13 protein-coding genes and 1 pseudogene are annotated in these 16,143 nt (G+C 75.4%); 5 read left to right on the top strand and 9 right to left on the bottom strand.

Translation table 11 applies throughout. The features are described from left to right. Window positions 1-13: 13 nt before the first annotated feature. A complete protein-coding gene (locus tag I598_RS16545; protein ID WP_157557281.1) occupies window positions 14-1,483 on the bottom strand; it encodes a glycosyltransferase in 1,470 nt (489 codons plus the stop codon). A 72-nt stretch (window positions 1,484-1,555) separates the two neighbouring features. Then, a complete protein-coding gene (locus tag I598_RS16540; RefSeq protein ID WP_068204276.1) occupies window positions 1,556-2,956 on the bottom strand; it encodes a glycosyltransferase in 1,401 nt (466 codons plus the stop codon). Between the two features lie 116 nt (window positions 2,957-3,072). On the opposite strand from I598_RS16540, the gene I598_RS16535 reads away from it, so the two are divergent. Together I598_RS16535 and I598_RS16530 are read left to right on the top strand one after the other, a co-directional pair. Then, the gene (locus tag I598_RS16535; RefSeq protein WP_157557280.1) at window positions 3,073-4,077 is read left to right on the top strand and encodes a hypothetical protein; all 1,005 of its coding nucleotides are present in this window, start codon (window positions 3,073-3,075) and stop codon (window positions 4,075-4,077) included. Continuing rightward, window positions 4,074-5,252, top strand: coding sequence for a DUF6716 putative glycosyltransferase (locus tag I598_RS16530; RefSeq protein ID WP_157557279.1), 1,179 nt, complete (start codon window positions 4,074-4,076; stop codon window positions 5,250-5,252). The genes I598_RS16535 and I598_RS16530 overlap by 4 nt, the downstream gene beginning before the upstream one ends. A gap of 52 nt (window positions 5,253-5,304) precedes the next feature. On the opposite strand, the gene I598_RS16525 is transcribed toward I598_RS16530, so the two are convergent. The 5 genes and pseudogenes from I598_RS16525 to I598_RS17950 form a co-directional block, all read right to left on the bottom strand. After that, entirely contained in the window at window positions 5,305-6,378 is a 1,074-nt protein-coding gene (locus tag I598_RS16525) for a glycosyltransferase (protein ID WP_083973438.1), read from the bottom strand. Then, window positions 6,371-7,825, bottom strand: a complete 1,455-nt coding sequence (locus I598_RS16520) for a polysialyltransferase family glycosyltransferase (protein WP_068204270.1) — start codon at window positions 7,823-7,825, stop codon at window positions 6,371-6,373. Before I598_RS16520 ends, I598_RS16525 begins: the two co-directional genes overlap by 8 nt. Continuing rightward, window positions 7,822-8,796, bottom strand: coding sequence for a glycosyltransferase family 2 protein (locus I598_RS16515; protein WP_068204268.1), 975 nt, complete (start codon window positions 8,794-8,796; stop codon window positions 7,822-7,824). The genes I598_RS16520 and I598_RS16515 overlap by 4 nt, the downstream gene beginning before the upstream one ends. A 16-nt stretch (window positions 8,797-8,812) precedes the next feature. Further along, window positions 8,813-9,703 carry an N-acetylneuraminate synthase family protein gene (locus I598_RS17955; RefSeq protein WP_068205389.1) on the bottom strand — a complete coding sequence of 297 codons (891 nt, stop codon included), beginning with the start codon at window positions 9,701-9,703 and terminating at the stop codon, window positions 8,813-8,815. A gap of 129 nt (window positions 9,704-9,832) precedes the next feature. After that, window positions 9,833-10,879, bottom strand: a pseudogene (locus I598_RS17950) (cytidylyltransferase domain-containing protein); the annotation flags it as partial. Window positions 10,880-11,075: 196 nt separating this feature from the next. On the opposite strand from I598_RS17950, the gene I598_RS16505 reads away from it, so the two are divergent. Next, window positions 11,076-11,960 (top strand): hypothetical protein, encoded by an 885-nt coding sequence (locus tag I598_RS16505; protein WP_068204265.1) that lies wholly within the window; start codon window positions 11,076-11,078, stop codon window positions 11,958-11,960. Continuing rightward, a complete protein-coding gene (locus I598_RS16500) occupies window positions 11,957-12,919 on the top strand; it encodes a hypothetical protein (RefSeq protein ID WP_068204263.1) in 963 nt (320 codons plus the stop codon). Before I598_RS16505 ends, I598_RS16500 begins: the two co-directional genes overlap by 4 nt. Here the strand turns inward: I598_RS16500 and I598_RS16495 are convergent. Beyond that, a complete protein-coding gene (locus tag I598_RS16495; RefSeq protein ID WP_068204261.1) occupies window positions 12,871-13,644 on the bottom strand; it encodes a hypothetical protein in 774 nt (257 codons plus the stop codon). The two genes, I598_RS16500 and I598_RS16495, sit on opposite strands and share 49 nt — an antisense overlap. Before the next feature lie 158 nt (window positions 13,645-13,802). Between I598_RS16495 and manA the strand changes: the two genes are divergently transcribed. Continuing rightward, a complete protein-coding gene (gene manA / locus I598_RS16490; RefSeq protein ID WP_068204259.1) occupies window positions 13,803-14,972 on the top strand; it encodes a mannose-6-phosphate isomerase, class I in 1,170 nt (389 codons plus the stop codon). Window positions 14,973-14,999: 27 nt separating this feature from the next. Here manA and glf read toward each other — a convergent pair whose 3' ends face one another. Further along, a complete protein-coding gene (gene glf, locus I598_RS16485; RefSeq protein WP_068204258.1) occupies window positions 15,000-16,139 on the bottom strand; it encodes a UDP-galactopyranose mutase in 1,140 nt (379 codons plus the stop codon). Window positions 16,140-16,143 lie beyond the last annotated feature (4 nt).

Raw genomic sequence — 16,143 nt, 5'->3', positions numbered from 1 at the left:
TCCTGTGACGGTCTCAGCGAGGGGCGCGTCGCAGCATACCGGCCAGGCGGCGGACGACCTGCTGCCCCCGGCCCGGCCGCTCGACGTGGACCGGGCGACGACGCGTCATGTCGGCGAACACCTCGGCCCAGCGGCCGACGACGGCGGTCGCCGAGTAGCCCTGGGCCGTCGCGATCGCGGCGGCCCGCATCCGGGCGACGGCCTCGTCGTCGAGGCGGACGAACTTCTCGATCGCCAGGGCGAGGGCGTCGACGTCCCCGTCGGGCACGAGGAACCCGTCCACGCCGTCGGTGATGATGTCGGCAGGGCCGTACCGGATGTCGTAGGCGATGGGGACGCACCCACGCGCCATGGCCTCGGCGAACACGAGCGGCAGGCCCTCGGCACGGCTGGTGAGCAGCATGAACGACGCCTCGGAGAAGCGTTCGGCGGCGCCCCGGACGTAGCCGTGCAGGGTCGCGCCGGGCACGTCGGAGGCGAGCCCCTCCAGGCGGGCGCGCTCCGGGCCGTCCCCGTACACGTCGAGCCGCAACGGCAGGCCCGTGGCCTCGGCGGCGAGGCGGAACCCGCGCAGCGCCTGCGGGACCCGCTTGCGACCGGTGAGCCCGGCGAGCATCACGCCGTGCGGCGGACGCGGCCCCAGCGTCGCCGGCGCGGCGGGCAGCTCGGTGCTGTTGGGCACCACGGCGGTGTTGTCCCGCGGGCCGACCCGCTCGATCACGTCGCGCCGCTGCCCCTCGGTGAGGAAGACGACGGCGTCGAAGGCGTCCAGGTTCTCCATGAGCGGCGTGCGCGCGAGGGTGAGGGGCCCGTGCGCGTCCTTGGCCTTCGCCGCGAGGTGCGCGCCGTGGACGACCTGCGCCGTGTAGACGGTGGGCCGCTGGAGCACCGCGAAGAACTTCGTCATCGTCTTGGAGTCCACGACGACGTAGGCGGGGCGGTCGGGCAGGACACGGCCGATCCACGCGCGGTAGACCGAGTAGACGGAGCTCCACGACCGGCCCTCCCGGCCGTCGCGCGTGTACAGCGTGATGCGCCGCCCGTCGTCGGTGCGCTCGTCCACGGCCGCGAGGGAGCCGTCGGGACGGAAGTGCAGGTAGCGGTCCGGCCCACCCTCGGCGTCGGGCTCGACCCGCACCTGCTCTCCGTCGCTGCCGCGTTCCCGCGGCGTCGGTGGTGCGCCCTCCGCCGGGCGGACGTCGTCGTCGGACCATTCGCGCAGGTCCGCCCAGACGTTGTGCAGCGTGACCCCGGGGGCGAGCGCGCCGACGGCCTCGAGGTCCGCGCGGGCCCGTCCCAGGTCGAGGAGGGGGTCGAAGGTCAGGACCTTGACGGGGACACCGGCCTCCTCGACGAACGTGCGCGAGCGGCGCAGCAGTGCCGAGGTCATCCCGCCGAAGTCCGTCGGGATCGTCCAGGTGGCGGCGGCGTAGGTTCCCGAGGGGAAGGCCACGGTCGTGTCGCGTCCGGGGGTCGAGGGCACCGAGCCATCGTAGTGGTGCGCCACGGCCGCCCGGCCCACCTGGTGGACACCGGTCCGTGCCGTGGACGGTCCTCAGGCGGGCCGGGCCGCCGCGACCCGGGTCAGCACCTCGGCCCACCGCCGGGCGACACGGGAGTCGTCGAAGCGCTGCGCCGAGCGCACCGCGGCCTGCCGCATGGCCAGCAGGGCGGCCTCGTCGAGGCCGGTCACCTGCTCGACGGCCGCCGCGAGCGCCGCGGTGTCGCCGGCGGGGACGAGGAACCCGTCGACGCCGTGCGTGACGACGTCGGCGGGGCCGTACCGGACGTCGTAGGCGATCGGCAGGCAGCCGCGCGCCATCGCCTCGGCGAGGACGAGACCCATGCCCTCGGACCTGCTGGTGAGGAGCATGAACGACGCCTCGGCGAACCGGGCGGCGGCACCGGGGACGTGCCCGTGCAGCCGGACGCCCGGGGACCTCGCCGCGAGCCGGCGGAGGGCGGCGCGCTCGGGGCCGTCGCCGTAGACGTCGAGGCGGAGCGGACGGCCGGTGCGGCGCCGGACGGCGTCGACGGCCGTGACGGCGTGGTCGACACGCTTGCGACCGTCGAGGCTGGCGAGCATCACTCCGTGCGCCGGGTCCCGGCCCGTGAGGTCGGCGGGGACGTCGACGTCGATGCTGTTGGGCACCACGAAGGTCCGCACGCCGGGGCCGAGGCGCTCGGCGATCTCGCGTTCCTGCGTGGGGGTGAGCAGGACGACCGCGTCGTAGTCCGCCAGCGCGCCGAGCAGGCGGCCCCGTCGGCCGACCACCTGGCCGTGGGCGTCCGCGGCGTCGGTGGCGAGGTGGGCACCGTGGACCATCTGCAGGGTCCGGATCCCGGGCTCGTCGCGGAGCGTCGCGAAGAACCGGATGAGCTCCTTGCTGTCCACGACGACGGACGTCGGCACGTCGGGCAGGAGCGCGCGGGTCCGCTCGAGCCAGAACGCGCGCCGGGTGGGCCAGGACCGCGCCGGCCGGCCGGACCGGGTGAACGTCTCGATCGTGCGACGGCCTCCGCGGCTCTCCTCGATGGCGAGCAGGCTGCGGTCCCCCCGGAAGACGAGGGTGCGCGTGGCGTCGTCGCCGAGGCGCTCCTCCCGGACGAGCTCGGCGCGCCGCCCGCGGACGCGAGGCCCGGCGGGGGCGTCGTCCCGGGGCCCCAGCGCCTCGTCGGGCAGCTCGCGCAGGTCCTCCCACACGTTGTGCAGGGTGACGCCGGGTCCGAGGTCGCCGCGCCGCTCCAGGCGACGTCGCGCCTCGTGGACGTCGAGCCCCGGGGCGTACGTGAGGATCCGCACGGGCTCGCCCAGGTGCGCCGCGAGGAGTCGGGAGCGGCGCAGCAGCGCCGACGTCATCCCGCCGAAGTCGTGCGGGATCGACCACGTGGCGGTCGCGAGGCCGCCGAGCGGGGGGCGGTCCGCCGCACCGGGTGCGGCGTCGGGCTCGGTCACCCGGGGATCGTAGCCAGGAGCGGGTCGGTGCGCGCGGGACGGGCGGGCACCGGGCGTTCATCGACAGGTCACGTGCCGTCCCCCGGCGCGTCGCCCGCCGGTGTCACCCTGTCGGCGTGAGTGCTCTGGTCGAGTCCCCGTTGCAGCTCCTGTGCGTCGTCGAGGCGCACGCCGCCGGCCTGACCGGTCCGTCGCTGCGGGTCGTGGCCCGCGCGGACGTCCCGTCGATGGGGGCGGCGGTCGACGCGGTGCGTGCCGTCGGGCTCCCGGACGGGCTGCAGGTCGAGGTGGGTTCGGCGCGGGCCGCCCTGACGGGTACGGACGTGCGCGTCGTCGGGGACCCGTTCTCGGGCGTGTTCCAGTCGTCGCTGGTGCGCGGGAGCGGGGTGGACCGGTTCGTCGTGGTCGACGACGGTCTCGCCACCGTGGACGTGGCCCGGCGGCTGCTGGCGGGCGAGCCGATGGTGCGGCTCGCCGCCCCGGGCGGCCCGCTGCGGTCGGCGCTGGGCGCGGTCGCGACACGGCGGCTGCAGCGGGCCGCCCGGCAGGGCAGGCTGACGCTGTGCACGATGCTCCCGGCCGACGCGGTGCGCGCGGACGCGCTGCGCGCGATCGGTGTCGAGGTGCGCGAGCACTCGTTCGAGTGGCTCGCCTCGCGGCCGGACGCCGGCGGTGCGGGGCACGGGATCGACGAGCCGACGGTGGTCGTCGGGTCCGGGCTGGTGGGCGACCGGCTCGTGCACGCCGACGCGTACGCGGCCTGGCTGCGCGGGCTCGCCGCGGACGGTCCCGTGCGGTACCTGCCGCACCGCCGCCACGACCCGCTGGTGACGGCCCTGTTCGAGCAGCTCCCGGGCGTCCGGGTGGACGCCCCCGGCGCGCCGGTCGAGCTGCGGCTGCGGGACCTGCCGGCCGGGCGCCGCGTCGTGTCGCTGCCCTCGACGTCCGCGATCACGCTGTCCCGGCTGCTGGGACCGCGGGGGGTCGAGGTCGTGGCCCAGCAGGTGCCGGAAGCCTGGTGGACCTCTCGCGCGACGCCCCGCCTGCGCGCGCACCTCGGCCTGGCGGCGGACCTCGCGACCGCCGCGTCGGGGCGGGACCGGGCGCGCCGCGTCGCATGACCGGTCCGTCCGTCCTCGCCGTCGCCGACTCCGACTCCTACCTCAAGTGGGCCGCGTGGACCCTCGCCCGGCTGCGCGACGACGCCGGTGCCCGCGGCGAGGCCGTCGTCGTCCGCTCCCCGCTCGCGCCGACGTCCGCGCAGGGCCGGGCCGCCGTGGCCGGGACGGGGCTCGAGCCGCCGGCCGTGCTGGGGCCGCGCGCCGTCGCCCGCCGGGTGCGGGACACCCGCCCGGACGTGGTGCTGGTCGCAGCCACCGGGCCGGTGGCCGAGCTAGTGGCGCGCGCGGTCGTCCGGGCCTCGGGCCACCACCGGCCCGCCCTGGTCACCGGCCTGCCGGGGATGGCGCTGCCCGCCACGGCGCACGGCACGGGCTGGCGTCGCTGGGCGGACGCGTTCGTCGTGCACGCCCCCGCGGAGGTCGAGCCCTACCGGGCGGCCTTCGCCGACCACGGCTGCGCCCCGGCCCTGCCGGTGACCCGGCTGCCGTTCCTCGACGTCGCACCCGCGGCGGACGCCGGGCGCACGGTCCCGCACCGGGTCGTCGTCGCCGCGCAGGCGAAGGTCCCGGCCTCCCGCGCGGACCGGGTGCGGCTGCTCGACGGGCTCGCGGCGCTGGCGGGCGCGGGCTTCGAGGTGGTGGTGAAGCTGCGTGCCCGCGCCGGGGAGCGCCAGACGCACAACGAGCCGTACCCGCTCGACGTGCTGTGGGCGGCGCAGGCCCGGGCGCCGGGGCACGCCGCGGGCGCGGTGACGTTCGCGGTCGGTCCGATGGCGGAGCACCTGACGCCGGGCACCGCACTGCTCACGGTCAGCTCGACCGCCGCGCTGGAGTCCCTCGCCCGCGGCCTGCCGACGGTGTTCCTCGCCGACTTCGGGGTCGGTCCCGCCCTGCTCAACGAGCCGTTCGCGGCGTCGGGCTGCCTGCTCCGGCTCGACGAGGTCGCCGGCGCGCTGCGGTCCGGCGGCCCGACGCCCGACGCGGCGTGGTGCGCCGACGGGTACCTGCACGACCGGGACGAGCTCGGGTCGACCGTGCGGCGCCTCGCGGCGGCGGCCCGGTCGGGCACGCTGCCCGGCCTCGCGCCCGTCGCGCCGTACTCGCTGCCCCGCCACGGCTGGTCCCGCGTGCGGTCCGCGCTGCCCGTCGCGGTGTCCGCGCGCCTGACGCGCTGAGCCCTCGCCCCCGTTCGGGGCGAGGGCTCGCTGGGCAGGTCGCGGGACGGGGTCAGGCCCGGTGGTCGGCCGCCGCCCGCGCGGTGAGACCACGGACGAACCCCGCGCCCCAGGTGACGTGCATGACGACGAGGACGACGGGCAGCACGAGCGCGGCGGCGGGCCGCAGCCGCGGCCGGCGCGCGCCCGCGACGACGGCGGCCACCACGACGCCCACCAGGTACGCCGCCGGGAGCGCCAACCCGGCCACGGCGAGGGCGGCGGCGCCGGTCAGCGCCCCGACCACCGCGGCGAGGAGCCCCAGCCCGAGCAGCAGCACGAGCGCGGGCGGGGCGAGGTAGCGCAGGGACGCGGTCGACGCGTCGCGCCGGACGACCTCGCGGCGCCACATGCCGGTCCGCCAGAACTGCTTGGCGACGGCCGCGAGCGTGCGCCGGGGCCGGTACTCGACGACCAGCGACGGGTCGAACCAGAGCACACCACCGGCGCGGCGCAGCCGCAGGCACAGCTCCCAGTCCTCGGCGCGGAACAGCGACGGGTCGTACCCGCCCACGGCCTCGACGGCCGCCCGGCGGAAGGCCCCCAGGTAGACGGTGTCGGCGGGCCCCGCGCGACCGCCCGTGTGGAACGACGCCGCGCCGATCCCGACCGGGTGGCTCATGGCGCGGGCGGCCGCCTCCTGCACGGCGCCGTGGCCGACCGGCGACATCACCCCGCCGACGGCCACCGCGCCCCGCTCGTGCAGCAGGGCGACGCACCGGTGCACGTAGCCGGGCGGCAGGACCGTGTGCCCGTCGACGCGCAGCACGACCTCCGCGTCGCCGGGGGCGTCGTGGCCCATGGCGAGGTTCAGCCCGATCGAGCGGGACCCCGTCGGGTTGTCGAGCACCGTGACCCGGGAGTCGTCCGCCGCGAGCGCCGCCGCGATCTCGGCCGTGCGGTCGCGCGACGGCCCGACGGCGAGCACGACGTGCAGGTCGCCGTCGTGCTCCTGCGCCAGGACGGACCGCACGGCCGCCTCGAGGTAGTCCTCCTCGTCCCGGACGCAGGCGACGACCCGCACGTCGCAGCGGGCGGGCCGGCCTTCGACCCGCACCGCGCCGAGGGCCGGGGTGCTCTCAGCCATCGGCGTCCAGCTTCCCCTTCATCGCGCCGACGGCGGCGCGCAGGTCGTCGCCGCCGGCGGCGTAGCGGCGGCGCACGAAGCGGCGCAGCCGCCCGCCGAGGAGCCGCTTGTCGACGGCGTCGCCCAGGTGGACGAGGCGGTGCGAGCGCCACCACGGGGCGGGGAACCCGCCGGGCAGCCCGAGCGCGGTGAGGCGCTTGCGCCGGAACCAGCGCCGCAGCCGGTCGTCCTCCAGGTTGGGCAGCAGCCCGGTGGCGTCGTCGCGCAGGGCGGCCAGGAGGCCCGGCTGCTGGCAGTAGGACACGGCGCGCACGAGCCGCTGCAGGTCCGCGGCGTCGCCGCTCCACGGCTGCGCCGACCACAGGGCGTCGACGACGACGGCCGGCACCCGGTTGGAGTTCGGGTACGGCTCGAGCCGGTCGAGGAGGAGGTCCGTGCCGACCGCGGCCACGTCGACGTCGTAGAGGGCGGCCGCGGTGGCCAGCGCCGTGGAGAAGCAGGACACGACCAGCCCCGGCGCGGACTCGCCGAACAGGGACTCGGCGAGGACGGCGGCGGGTGCCACCTCGAGCTCGACGCCGAGGGTGCGGGCGTGGGCGGCGAGCTCCTCGGTGCCCTGCCGGGGGGCCGAGGGGTGCGGCTTGAGCAGGACGTGGCGGTAGCCGCGCTCGGCGGCGTGCGCCACCATCCGGCGGTGCAGCGCGGCCTCCTCGGCCACGCTGATCAGCCCGATCGCGGCCATGTACTGGCCGAGCACGAGCGCGTAGGACCCGGGTGCGGGCAGGTGGTCGGCGAGCCGCACGCCGGAGCGTTCCTGCGCGGCCCCGGAGGCCGGTGCACCGAGGACGGCGTGCTCGGTGAGGGCGCCGACGACCTTGCGGAACGACTCGGACGGCACGACGACGCCCGGCACGTCCCACTCGGCGAGCAGGGTGGGCCGCACGCCGGGGAGCAGGTCGAGGTGCAGCAGCCGCTCGACGCGACCGCCCACCTCGTACTTCAGGGCGAACCGGGTGGGGCCGTAGACCATCAGCCCGTCGGCGTAGACCGACACGGCCGCGGACGCGAAGATCGCGACGAGGGCGCCGGTGGGCGAGGTCGCCACCGACTCCCCCACGAGCTCCAGCGGGCCGTCGCCGAGGCCCCAGCGCTCCCGGAGCAGCCGCTCCCACAGCGGCACGTCCTCGGGGCGCGGCTTCCACTGCTTGGGGTGGTAGGGCGCGACGACGTCGTTCCACGCGACGACCGCGTCGAAGCGGTCGGCGATCGCGGCGAACGCCGGGCTCTCGGTGAGGTCGCCGCTCGCCTCCGGCGAGGGGACGTTGTGCTGGACGACCAGCACGGTGCGTTCGCGCCGCGGCAGCACGCCCGCGTCCCAGGCCGCCACCACGGTGGCGGCGCCGAACAGGGTCGAGGCCGTGACGACCTGACAGCTCACCTCGGTCATACGTGGACCCCCTGCTTGCGGAGGTCGTGCGCACGCCTCGCGTCCATGGCCGCGCGCTGCTCGGCGCGCACCGCCGGGTCGAACCGGTCGACGAGCCCCTGCGAGCGGTCGACGAGCTGCGCCCACACGTCGTCCGGGTACGCCTGCCGCCGCTTGGTGTGGTGGTGCAGGACGGCGATCGTGTCCCGCAGCACCTTCGGCTCGTAGCGGGCGAGCGTCGCGTCCTGCCGCAGCCGGTCCAGCACCCCGTCGTAGGCGGTGACGAAGCCGAGCTGGCGGACGTCGCCGATGTCGGTCAGCGAGTTCGCGACCTGCCGGCGGTAGACGTACCCGGGGGCGTCCACGACGGCGTACCGCCGGGTGCCGAGCAGCAGGCGCCAGGCCCACTCCCGGTCCTCCGCGGTGGGCAGGTCCTCGTCGAACACGGCGAGCCCGTCGTCCACCACGCGGCGGGACAGGAACCGGGAGGACACCTGCACGTAGTTGACCATCGTGGAGCGGGTCGTCGGCAGGATGCCGGTGCGCGGGTCGAGGCCGACGTGGCGGCGCACCTCGGGGGCCCGCACCCGGCGGCGCTCCTCGCCGTAGGCCTGCACCTGGTCGCAGACGAGGAAGTCGACGTCCAGGGCGTCGCCCGCCGCGAGCATGTGGGCCAGGTGGCCCGGGTAGAACCAGTCGTCCGGGTCGAGGAACGTCACCCACCGTCCGCGGGACTCCTTGACCCCACGGTTGCGGGCGGCGGAGACCCCGCGCGCGGTGCGGTGGTGCACCCAGCGCAGACCGGGCATGCGGGTGGAGGCCTCCTCCAGCACCTCCAGCGTGTCGTCGGTCGACCCGTCGTCGACGACGACGACCTCGAGGTCGGTCGGGGCGATCCCCTGGCGGGCCAGGCTGCCCAGGGCGTCGGGCAGGTGCCCGCCGGCGTCCCGCGCGGGGACGACGACGGACACCTGCGGTCGCGCGTCTGTCATGCGTCGTGCGTCCCCGTCAGCCGATGCGGCGCAGGCGGGACATGGGGGCGAGCTCGCCCGGCATGACCTTCTTCACGCCGTCGCCGAGCGCGTCCTGCAGGATGCGGATGTCGCGCACCAGGTTGCTCAGACCCTTGGGCTCGAGCGACGCGGCGTGGTCCGAGCCCCACATGGCACGGTCGAGGGTGATGTGCCGCTCGACGGCGACGGCACCGAGGGCGACGGCCGCCAGCGAGATCTGCAGGCCGGTCTCGTGGCCCGAGTAGCCGACGGGCACGCCGTAGCGCTCCTGGAGGGTCGAGATCGTGCGGAGGTTCGCCTCCTCCGGGGGCAGCGGGTACGTCGAGGTGGCGTGCAGCAGCACGAGACCGTCGGTGCCGAGGATCTCCACGGCGTCGTCGATCTGCTCCAGGGTCGACATGCCGGTCGACAGGATGAGCGGCTTGCCCGTGTCGGCCAGCGCACGCAGCAGGTCGGTGTCCGTCACGGACGCCGAGGCGATCTTGTGGGTCGGCACGCCGAACTCCTCGAGGAACGCCACCGAGGGGACGTCCCACGGGGAGGCGAACCACTGGATGCCCTGCGCCTTGGCGTACTGGTCGATCTCGGAGTACTGCTCGTGCTCGAACTCGACCTTGTACTTGTACTCCAGGTACGTCATCTCGCCCCAGGGTGTCTGGCGGATCTTGTCCCGCTGGTCCTTGGGGGTGCTGATCTCCGGGGTGCGCTTCTGGAACTTCACGGCCTGGCAGCCGGCCGCGACGGCGACGTCGATCAGCTGCTTGGCGATCTCGACGTCACCGTTGTGGTTGATGCCGATCTCACCGATGACGTAGACGGGCTCGCCGGCGCCGACGACGTGCTCGCCGATCTGCACCGGGTTCGGGGCGGTCGGGGTGGCGGTCATGGCGGGATCCTTCCGATGGGTGATGGTGATGCGGTCGCAGACCTCGCGGACGGCTCCGTGGCCGCCGCGGGCTGCTGTGACGACCCGCGCGGCGGCGAGGACGTCGGGATGGGCGTCGGCGACGGCCACGGGCCAGCCGACGACGCGCAGTGCGGGGAGGTCGTTGACGTCGTTGCCGACGTAGGCGACGCGCGCCGGGTCGATCCGGCGCACGGCGAGCCAGTCGCGCAGGGCGCCGGCCTTGTCGTCGACGCCCTGGAGGACGTCGACGCCGAGCTTGCGGGCGCGCGCCGTGACGACCGGGTTGCGCTCCTTGGACAAGATGAGCAGGGGCAGCCCGGCGTCCCGCAGGCGGGCGACGCCGAGGCCGTCGCCGCGGTGCACGCGCACCGACTCCGTGCCGTCCTGGGCCACGTGCACGGCGTCGTCGGTGTGGACGCCGTCGAAGTCGGTGACGAGCGCGTCCACGTCGATCTGCTCCACGGCGGTGCCGCCCGGCTGGTCGAGCAGGGTGCGGGCGAGCCACAGGTCGCGCGGCTCGTCGATCTCGACGGCCCACTCGGCCGCGACGGGACGCAGGCCGACCGACCCGAAGAAGCGGGTGCCGTGCTCGCGCAGGCCCGCGGTGCGCATCACGTAGAACGCGCCGGTCTCGCGGAAGTGCGGGGCACGGTCCTGACGGCGCGGCCGGTGGTCGGTCGTGTGGCCCACCGGCACCGGCCCGTCGGCGTCGAGCCGCCACTGGAAGTCGTGGGTGGGGGCGACGGCGACGACCACGTCGTGAGTGCCGTCCAGCACGAGGCGGACGGCGGCGTCGAGGTCGCCGGGGTCGACGAACGGGCTGGTGGCCTGGAGCAGCACGGTGACGGCGGGGTCGCCGGCGCCGGACCCGGCGGCCACCGCGTCGAGGGCGTGCAGCACGGCGGACTCGGAGCTGGCGGCCGCCCCGGCGAGATCGGCGGGGCGTCGGACGACGCGGGCGCCGTGCCGCTCGGCCTCGACCGCGATCTCGGCGTGGTCGGTCGACACCACGACGTCGGTCACCGACGGCGCGGCGAGCGCGGAGCGGACGGCGCGGGCGACCAGCGAGCCGCCGCCGACCTGCTGGAGGTTCTTCAGCGGCACGCCGACGGACCCCCCACGGGCCGGCACCACGACGAGCACGGATTCGTTCATGGCGGCGAGACTAGGAGGCCCATGAGGCGAGATCGGCCACTTCTCGATAACTGTCACCGAACATCGTGTGGACCGTCGATGAACATTTGTCGACCTCGCCACCGATCAGCAGAATCCGGCCACACGGACGTCATTTCTGCGGGGGCCGGTGCATTAACGTCTCGACCGAGCCGAACCGATCGAGCAAGGAGACGCCATGTCCACTGCGACCGCTCGCAGCACCGCGTGCGCCGTCGCGGTCCACCTGTCCGCCCACCGGGCGACCGGCCGGACGGTGCGCCGCTGGTGCGACGCGAACCCCGCGCCGCTCACCGCCGCCGGCGTGACCGCCCGGACCTCGGACGCGGCCCTGCGCAAGGCGGTGCCCGGCCTCGAGTGGCGGTACGACCGCGGCCGGGACCTGCTGCGCGACCACCTCGTGTCCGCGCCGCGCACCCTGTTCTCCTCCGCGGCCGTCCTCGGGCCCGCCTACCGGCACACCGGCGGGCCGCTGCACGCCGACGCCCGCGCGGGTGTCGCCGCCCTGTCCGTGGCGCTGCGGGACGTCCCCTGGCGCGCCCACGTGAGCATCGGCGACCACGCCGGCACCGTCGTCCTCGCGTGGGTCGAGGCCGTGCGCAACGGCCACCTCGTCCGGTTCGACGACTTCGCGGCATCGGTCACCGACCCGTCGTGGGTGCCCGTCGTGCGGCGGCTCGTCAGGGCGCTCGGCGCCGACCGCGTCGTCGTGCACGACGCCACCCGCGCCCGCCCGGGGGGCGACCCCGCCGCCACGACCGCCGTCGCGCACGACGTCCTCACCGCGCTGCTCGGCGGGCTCGGCGCCCCCGTGCCGGTCGCCGACCTCGAGGCGCCGCCCGACCCGGCGCACTGGTCCCGACGGCAGACCGAGGTGGCGCTCGCGATCCTGCCGCACCTGCGCTCGCAGGCGGACCGCGTCGCGATGCGCCGCTTCGTCGAGGAGGAGATCGATGCCGGCGGCACCCCGGCGTGGCCGGTGCCCGCCGCCCTGGCCGACGACCTCGCGGCACGCGACGCGGCCGACCTCGCCCGGCTGACCGATCTCGTGGAGGTCCGATGAGCTCCCGTCCCACCGCCCCGCGGCGCCTCGCCGCCCGCACCGCCCGTGCCCTCGGCATGCCGCTCCCGGACCGTCGGGAGCGTCGCGTCGTGCTGCACCTCGGCTCGCAGAAGACCGGCACCACCGCCGTGCAGGCCTGGTGCCGGGAGCACGCCGCCGAGCTCTCCGGCGCCGGGCTCGCCGCGCTCACCAGCCAGCCGGAGGTCCGCGAGGCGCTCGGCGGCTGGTACGAGACGTCCCGCGACGGCGCCGACGAGCGCCTCGCCGCGTACCTGGAGGCGCCGTGGCACGACCTGCGGCTGCGCGGCCTGTTCTACTCGTGCGAGTCGAACGTGGGAGCCGCGTTCCAGCCCGGCTCGGCCGAGCTCTACCCCCGGTTCGGGCCCAACGTCGACGCCGTCGCGCGCGCGACGGCCCACGCCGACCGGCACGTCCAGTTCACCGTGCGCAGCTACGGGCCGTTCCTGGAGTCCGCCTACCAGCAGCAGCTCAAGCACGGCCACCACTCGTCGTTCGAGGCGCTCGCCGACCGCGTCGCGGGCTCGCTGTCGTGGCGACCCGTCGTGGAGCGGCTCGTCGACACGTTCGGTGCGGAGAACGTCACCGTCTACGACTACGACCGCTCGCGCGCCACGGACACGCCCCTGGTACGCCAGATCCTCCTCGACGCGGTCGGGCGCCTCGGCGTCCCCGACCTCGCCGTCCAGGTCGACGCGGACCACCGCCCCAACACCCGCTACACGCAGCGGATGGCCGACCTGGCCCTCGCCACCCTCCCGCTGCTCGACGACCGCGCCGAGCGCGAGGCGCTGCACCGGTTCACCGTGGCGACGCTGGGCCGCCGGCCCGCCGCCGACGACGCGCCGGCCAGGTTCCTGGCCGACGACGCCGCCGCGGAGCTGGGCGAGCGCTACACCGCCGACATCGCCTGGCTGGCGGAGCGGGTGGAGGTCCGGTGAGCCCCGTAGCCGAACACCTCGGTGAGCAGCCGCTCCCGCGCCGCGACCCGGTCCCACGCGTCGTCGGGGACCGCGAAGCCGGCGTCCGCGTCGAGCCGCGAGCTGGCGTTGAGCCGGTCCTGGGCCGCCAGGGCGGCGAGCGCCGCCTCCCGTCCCGGCCGCCACGCCAGGTCGTCGCGGCCCACCAGGGCGACGAGGTCCTGCGTCAGGGTCTCGTTGTGCAGCACCACGTCGACGACGTGGTGCTCGCGGTAGGCCGCCACGAACTCGTCGGCGGAGCGGACGCGGCGGATCCAGCGCAGCGCCCGGGGGCCCGACAGCCGGGCCACGCGGAACGAGAGCAGCCCGGTGTACGGCGCGGCGCCGCTGCGCCCGTACGACCCGGGGTTGAGGCGGTGCGCGCCGGCCGGGTCCAGCACGACGTCGAGCCAGCGGTCGAACCCGTCCGCGGTGCCGTCGTACAGGTTTTCCACCCCCGCGTTCCGCATCGTGCCGAACAGCCCTCCCTTACCCTGACAACCGTAGGAGTACAGGGACAGGTAGGAGTCGAGCGGGTCACGGACGGAGATGACGTGCAGCCGACCGGCGGGGAGACGGTCCTCGACCTCGACGTGCTTGCGGAACACGACCTCGTCGTCGTCGAGGAAGTCGCGCAGGAACTGCGACACGTACGTCGAGCCGGACTTCTCGACGTCGAGGTAGGCGAGAGAATGAAAGGCGTGCACAGGTGCTCCGAACGATCACGGTGGAACAGCGGTCGAATTCGACCGCCGAGGCGAATCACGCCAGCATCGGGAAGGTCGATGTCGAGATGATGAACTCTCGCCGAACATCACATGTCGATACGGCACCTGCGGCACTCCCTGCCCTTCTCGACAACACCGTGCAGCACTACGACTGGGGCGGGCTGGAGGCCATCCAGGACCTCGTCGGGATCCCGTCGGACGGCAGCCCCGCCGCCGAGCTGTGGCTCGGTGCGCACCCGTCCGCCCCGTCCCGGCTGCCCGGCGGCACCTCCCTCGCGGACGTCGTCGCCGCGGACCCCGACGGCGTGCTGGGCCGCCGCGTCGCCGACCGGTTCGGCCCCCGCCTGCCCTACCTGCTCAAGGTCCTCGCGGCTCGCCGCGCCCTGTCCCTGCAGGTGCACCCCCGCCCGCACGCCGCCCGTGCCGGGTTCCAGCGGGAGAACCGCGCCGGACTGGCCCTGGACGCCCCGGGCCGCTCCTTCCACGACGAGCAGCACAAGCCGGAGATGCTCGTCGCGCTCACGCCCTTCGAGGGCCTCGCCGGGTTCCGCAGCCCGCGCGCCGTCCTCACGCTGCTCGACGGGCTCGACGGCAAGCTCGTCGAGCAGGTGCGCGACGCGCTCGGCCGCACGCGCTCCGCCGTCGGCCTGCGCGCCGCGCTCGAGGTGCTCGTCGCCGCCCGCGGCTCCGCGTGGTGCGCGGCGGACGTCGAGGCGACGGTCGCCGGCGTGCGCGCCCGCGCCGGGGCGTCGCCGTCGCAGCGCGCCGACGCGACGCTGCTCCAGCTCGCCGAGCAGCACCCCGGCGACCCCGGGTCGATCGTGTCGCTGCTGCTCAACCGGGTCTCCCTGGAGCCCGGTGAGGCGATGTACGTCCCCGCCGGGGAGGTGCACGCCTACCTGTCCGGCCTCGGCGTGGAGATCATGGCGTCGTCCGACAACGTGCTGCGCGCCGGGCTCACCACCAAGCACGTCGACACCGACGCGCTCGTCGAGTGCGCCGCGTTCGCCCCCCGCCCGCCCGTGCGGCCGGACGCGACCGTCGTCGGCACGCACAGCCTCGTGACGACCTACCGGGCGCCCGTCGAGGAGTTCGCGCTCACCACGTTCGACCTCGACCCGGCCGAGCCCGCCGCCCTCGCCCCGGACGGGCCGCGCATCGTGCTCGCGCTCGACGGCACCGCACAGGTGCGGACCGAGGCCGGGTCGGTCGACCTGCGCCGCGGCGAGTCCTGCCTGGTGCCGCACGCGGCCGGGGCGACCACCGTCGCCGGTGACGGGCACCTCGTCTGCGCCTGGGTGCCCTGACCGCCTGCGGCCGCTGGCCGCGGGCGCTCAGGCGGTGAGCTGGTTGTCCACCATGGACAGGGCCGACCCGATCGCCATGTGCATGTCGAGGTACTGGTACGTGCCGAGGCGCCCGCCGAAGTGGACGTCGGGCTCGGCGGTCATGAGCTCGCGGTAGCGCAGCAGGCGCTCGCGGTCCTCGGGCGTGTTCACCGGGTAGTAGGGCTCGTCCGTGCGCTGCGCGAACCGCGAGAACTCCCGCACCACGACCGTCCGGTCGCGCGGGTAGTCGCGCTCGGGGTGGAAGTGCCGGAACTCGAGGATGCGCGTGAACGGGGTGTCCTCGTCCGCGTAGTTCATCACCGACGTGCCCTGGAAGTCGCCGACGTCGAGGACCTCCTGCTCGAAGTCGAGCGTGCGCCACGACAGCTCGCCCTCGGCGAAGTCGAAGTAGCGGTCCACCGGGCCGGTGTACACCACCGGCACCTGGCCGACGACGGCCGCCTTGCTCACCGGCTGGGCGTCGTCGAAGAAGTCCGTGGACAGCCGCACCTCGATGTTCGGGTGGTCGGCCATGCGCTCCAGCCACGCGGTGTACCCGTCGACGGGCAACCCCTCGTAGCGGTCGTTGAAGTAGCGGTTGTCGTACGTGTAGCGCACGGGCAGGCGGGAGATGATCGACGCCGGCAGCTCGCGGGGGTCGGTCTGCCACTGCTTGGCCGTATACCCGCGGATGAACGCCTCGTACAGCGGGCGGCCGATGAGCCGCACGCCCTGCTCGTCGAGGTTCGCCGGGGTGCGGTCGCCCAGCTCGGCGGCCTGCTCGGCGAGGAGCGCGCGCGCCGCCTCCGGGCCGTGCGACGACCGGAAGAACTGGTTGATCGTGCCGAGGTTGATCGGCATCGGGTACACCTCGCCGCGGTGCGTGGTGTACACCCGGTGCCGGTAGTCCGTGAACGCCGTGAACCGGTTGACGTACTCCCAGACCCGCTCGTTCGAGGTGTGGAACAGGTGCGCGCCGTACCGGTGCACCTCGATCCCCGTGGTGGGCTCCGCCTCGGAGTACGCGTTGCCCCCGAGGTGGTCGCGGCGCTCCACCATGAGGACGCGACGGCCCGCGGACGCGAGGCGCTCGGCGACGGTGAGGCCGAAGAACCCCGTCCCGACGACGACGACGTCGGCATTCATCTGG

Source organism: Isoptericola dokdonensis DS-3 (assembly GCF_001636295.1).
Lineage (GTDB): Bacteria > Actinomycetota > Actinomycetes > Actinomycetales > Cellulomonadaceae > Isoptericola > Isoptericola dokdonensis.
Note: the sequence above shows the minus strand (reverse complement) of the source record. Positions and strands in the feature narration are given on the sequence as shown.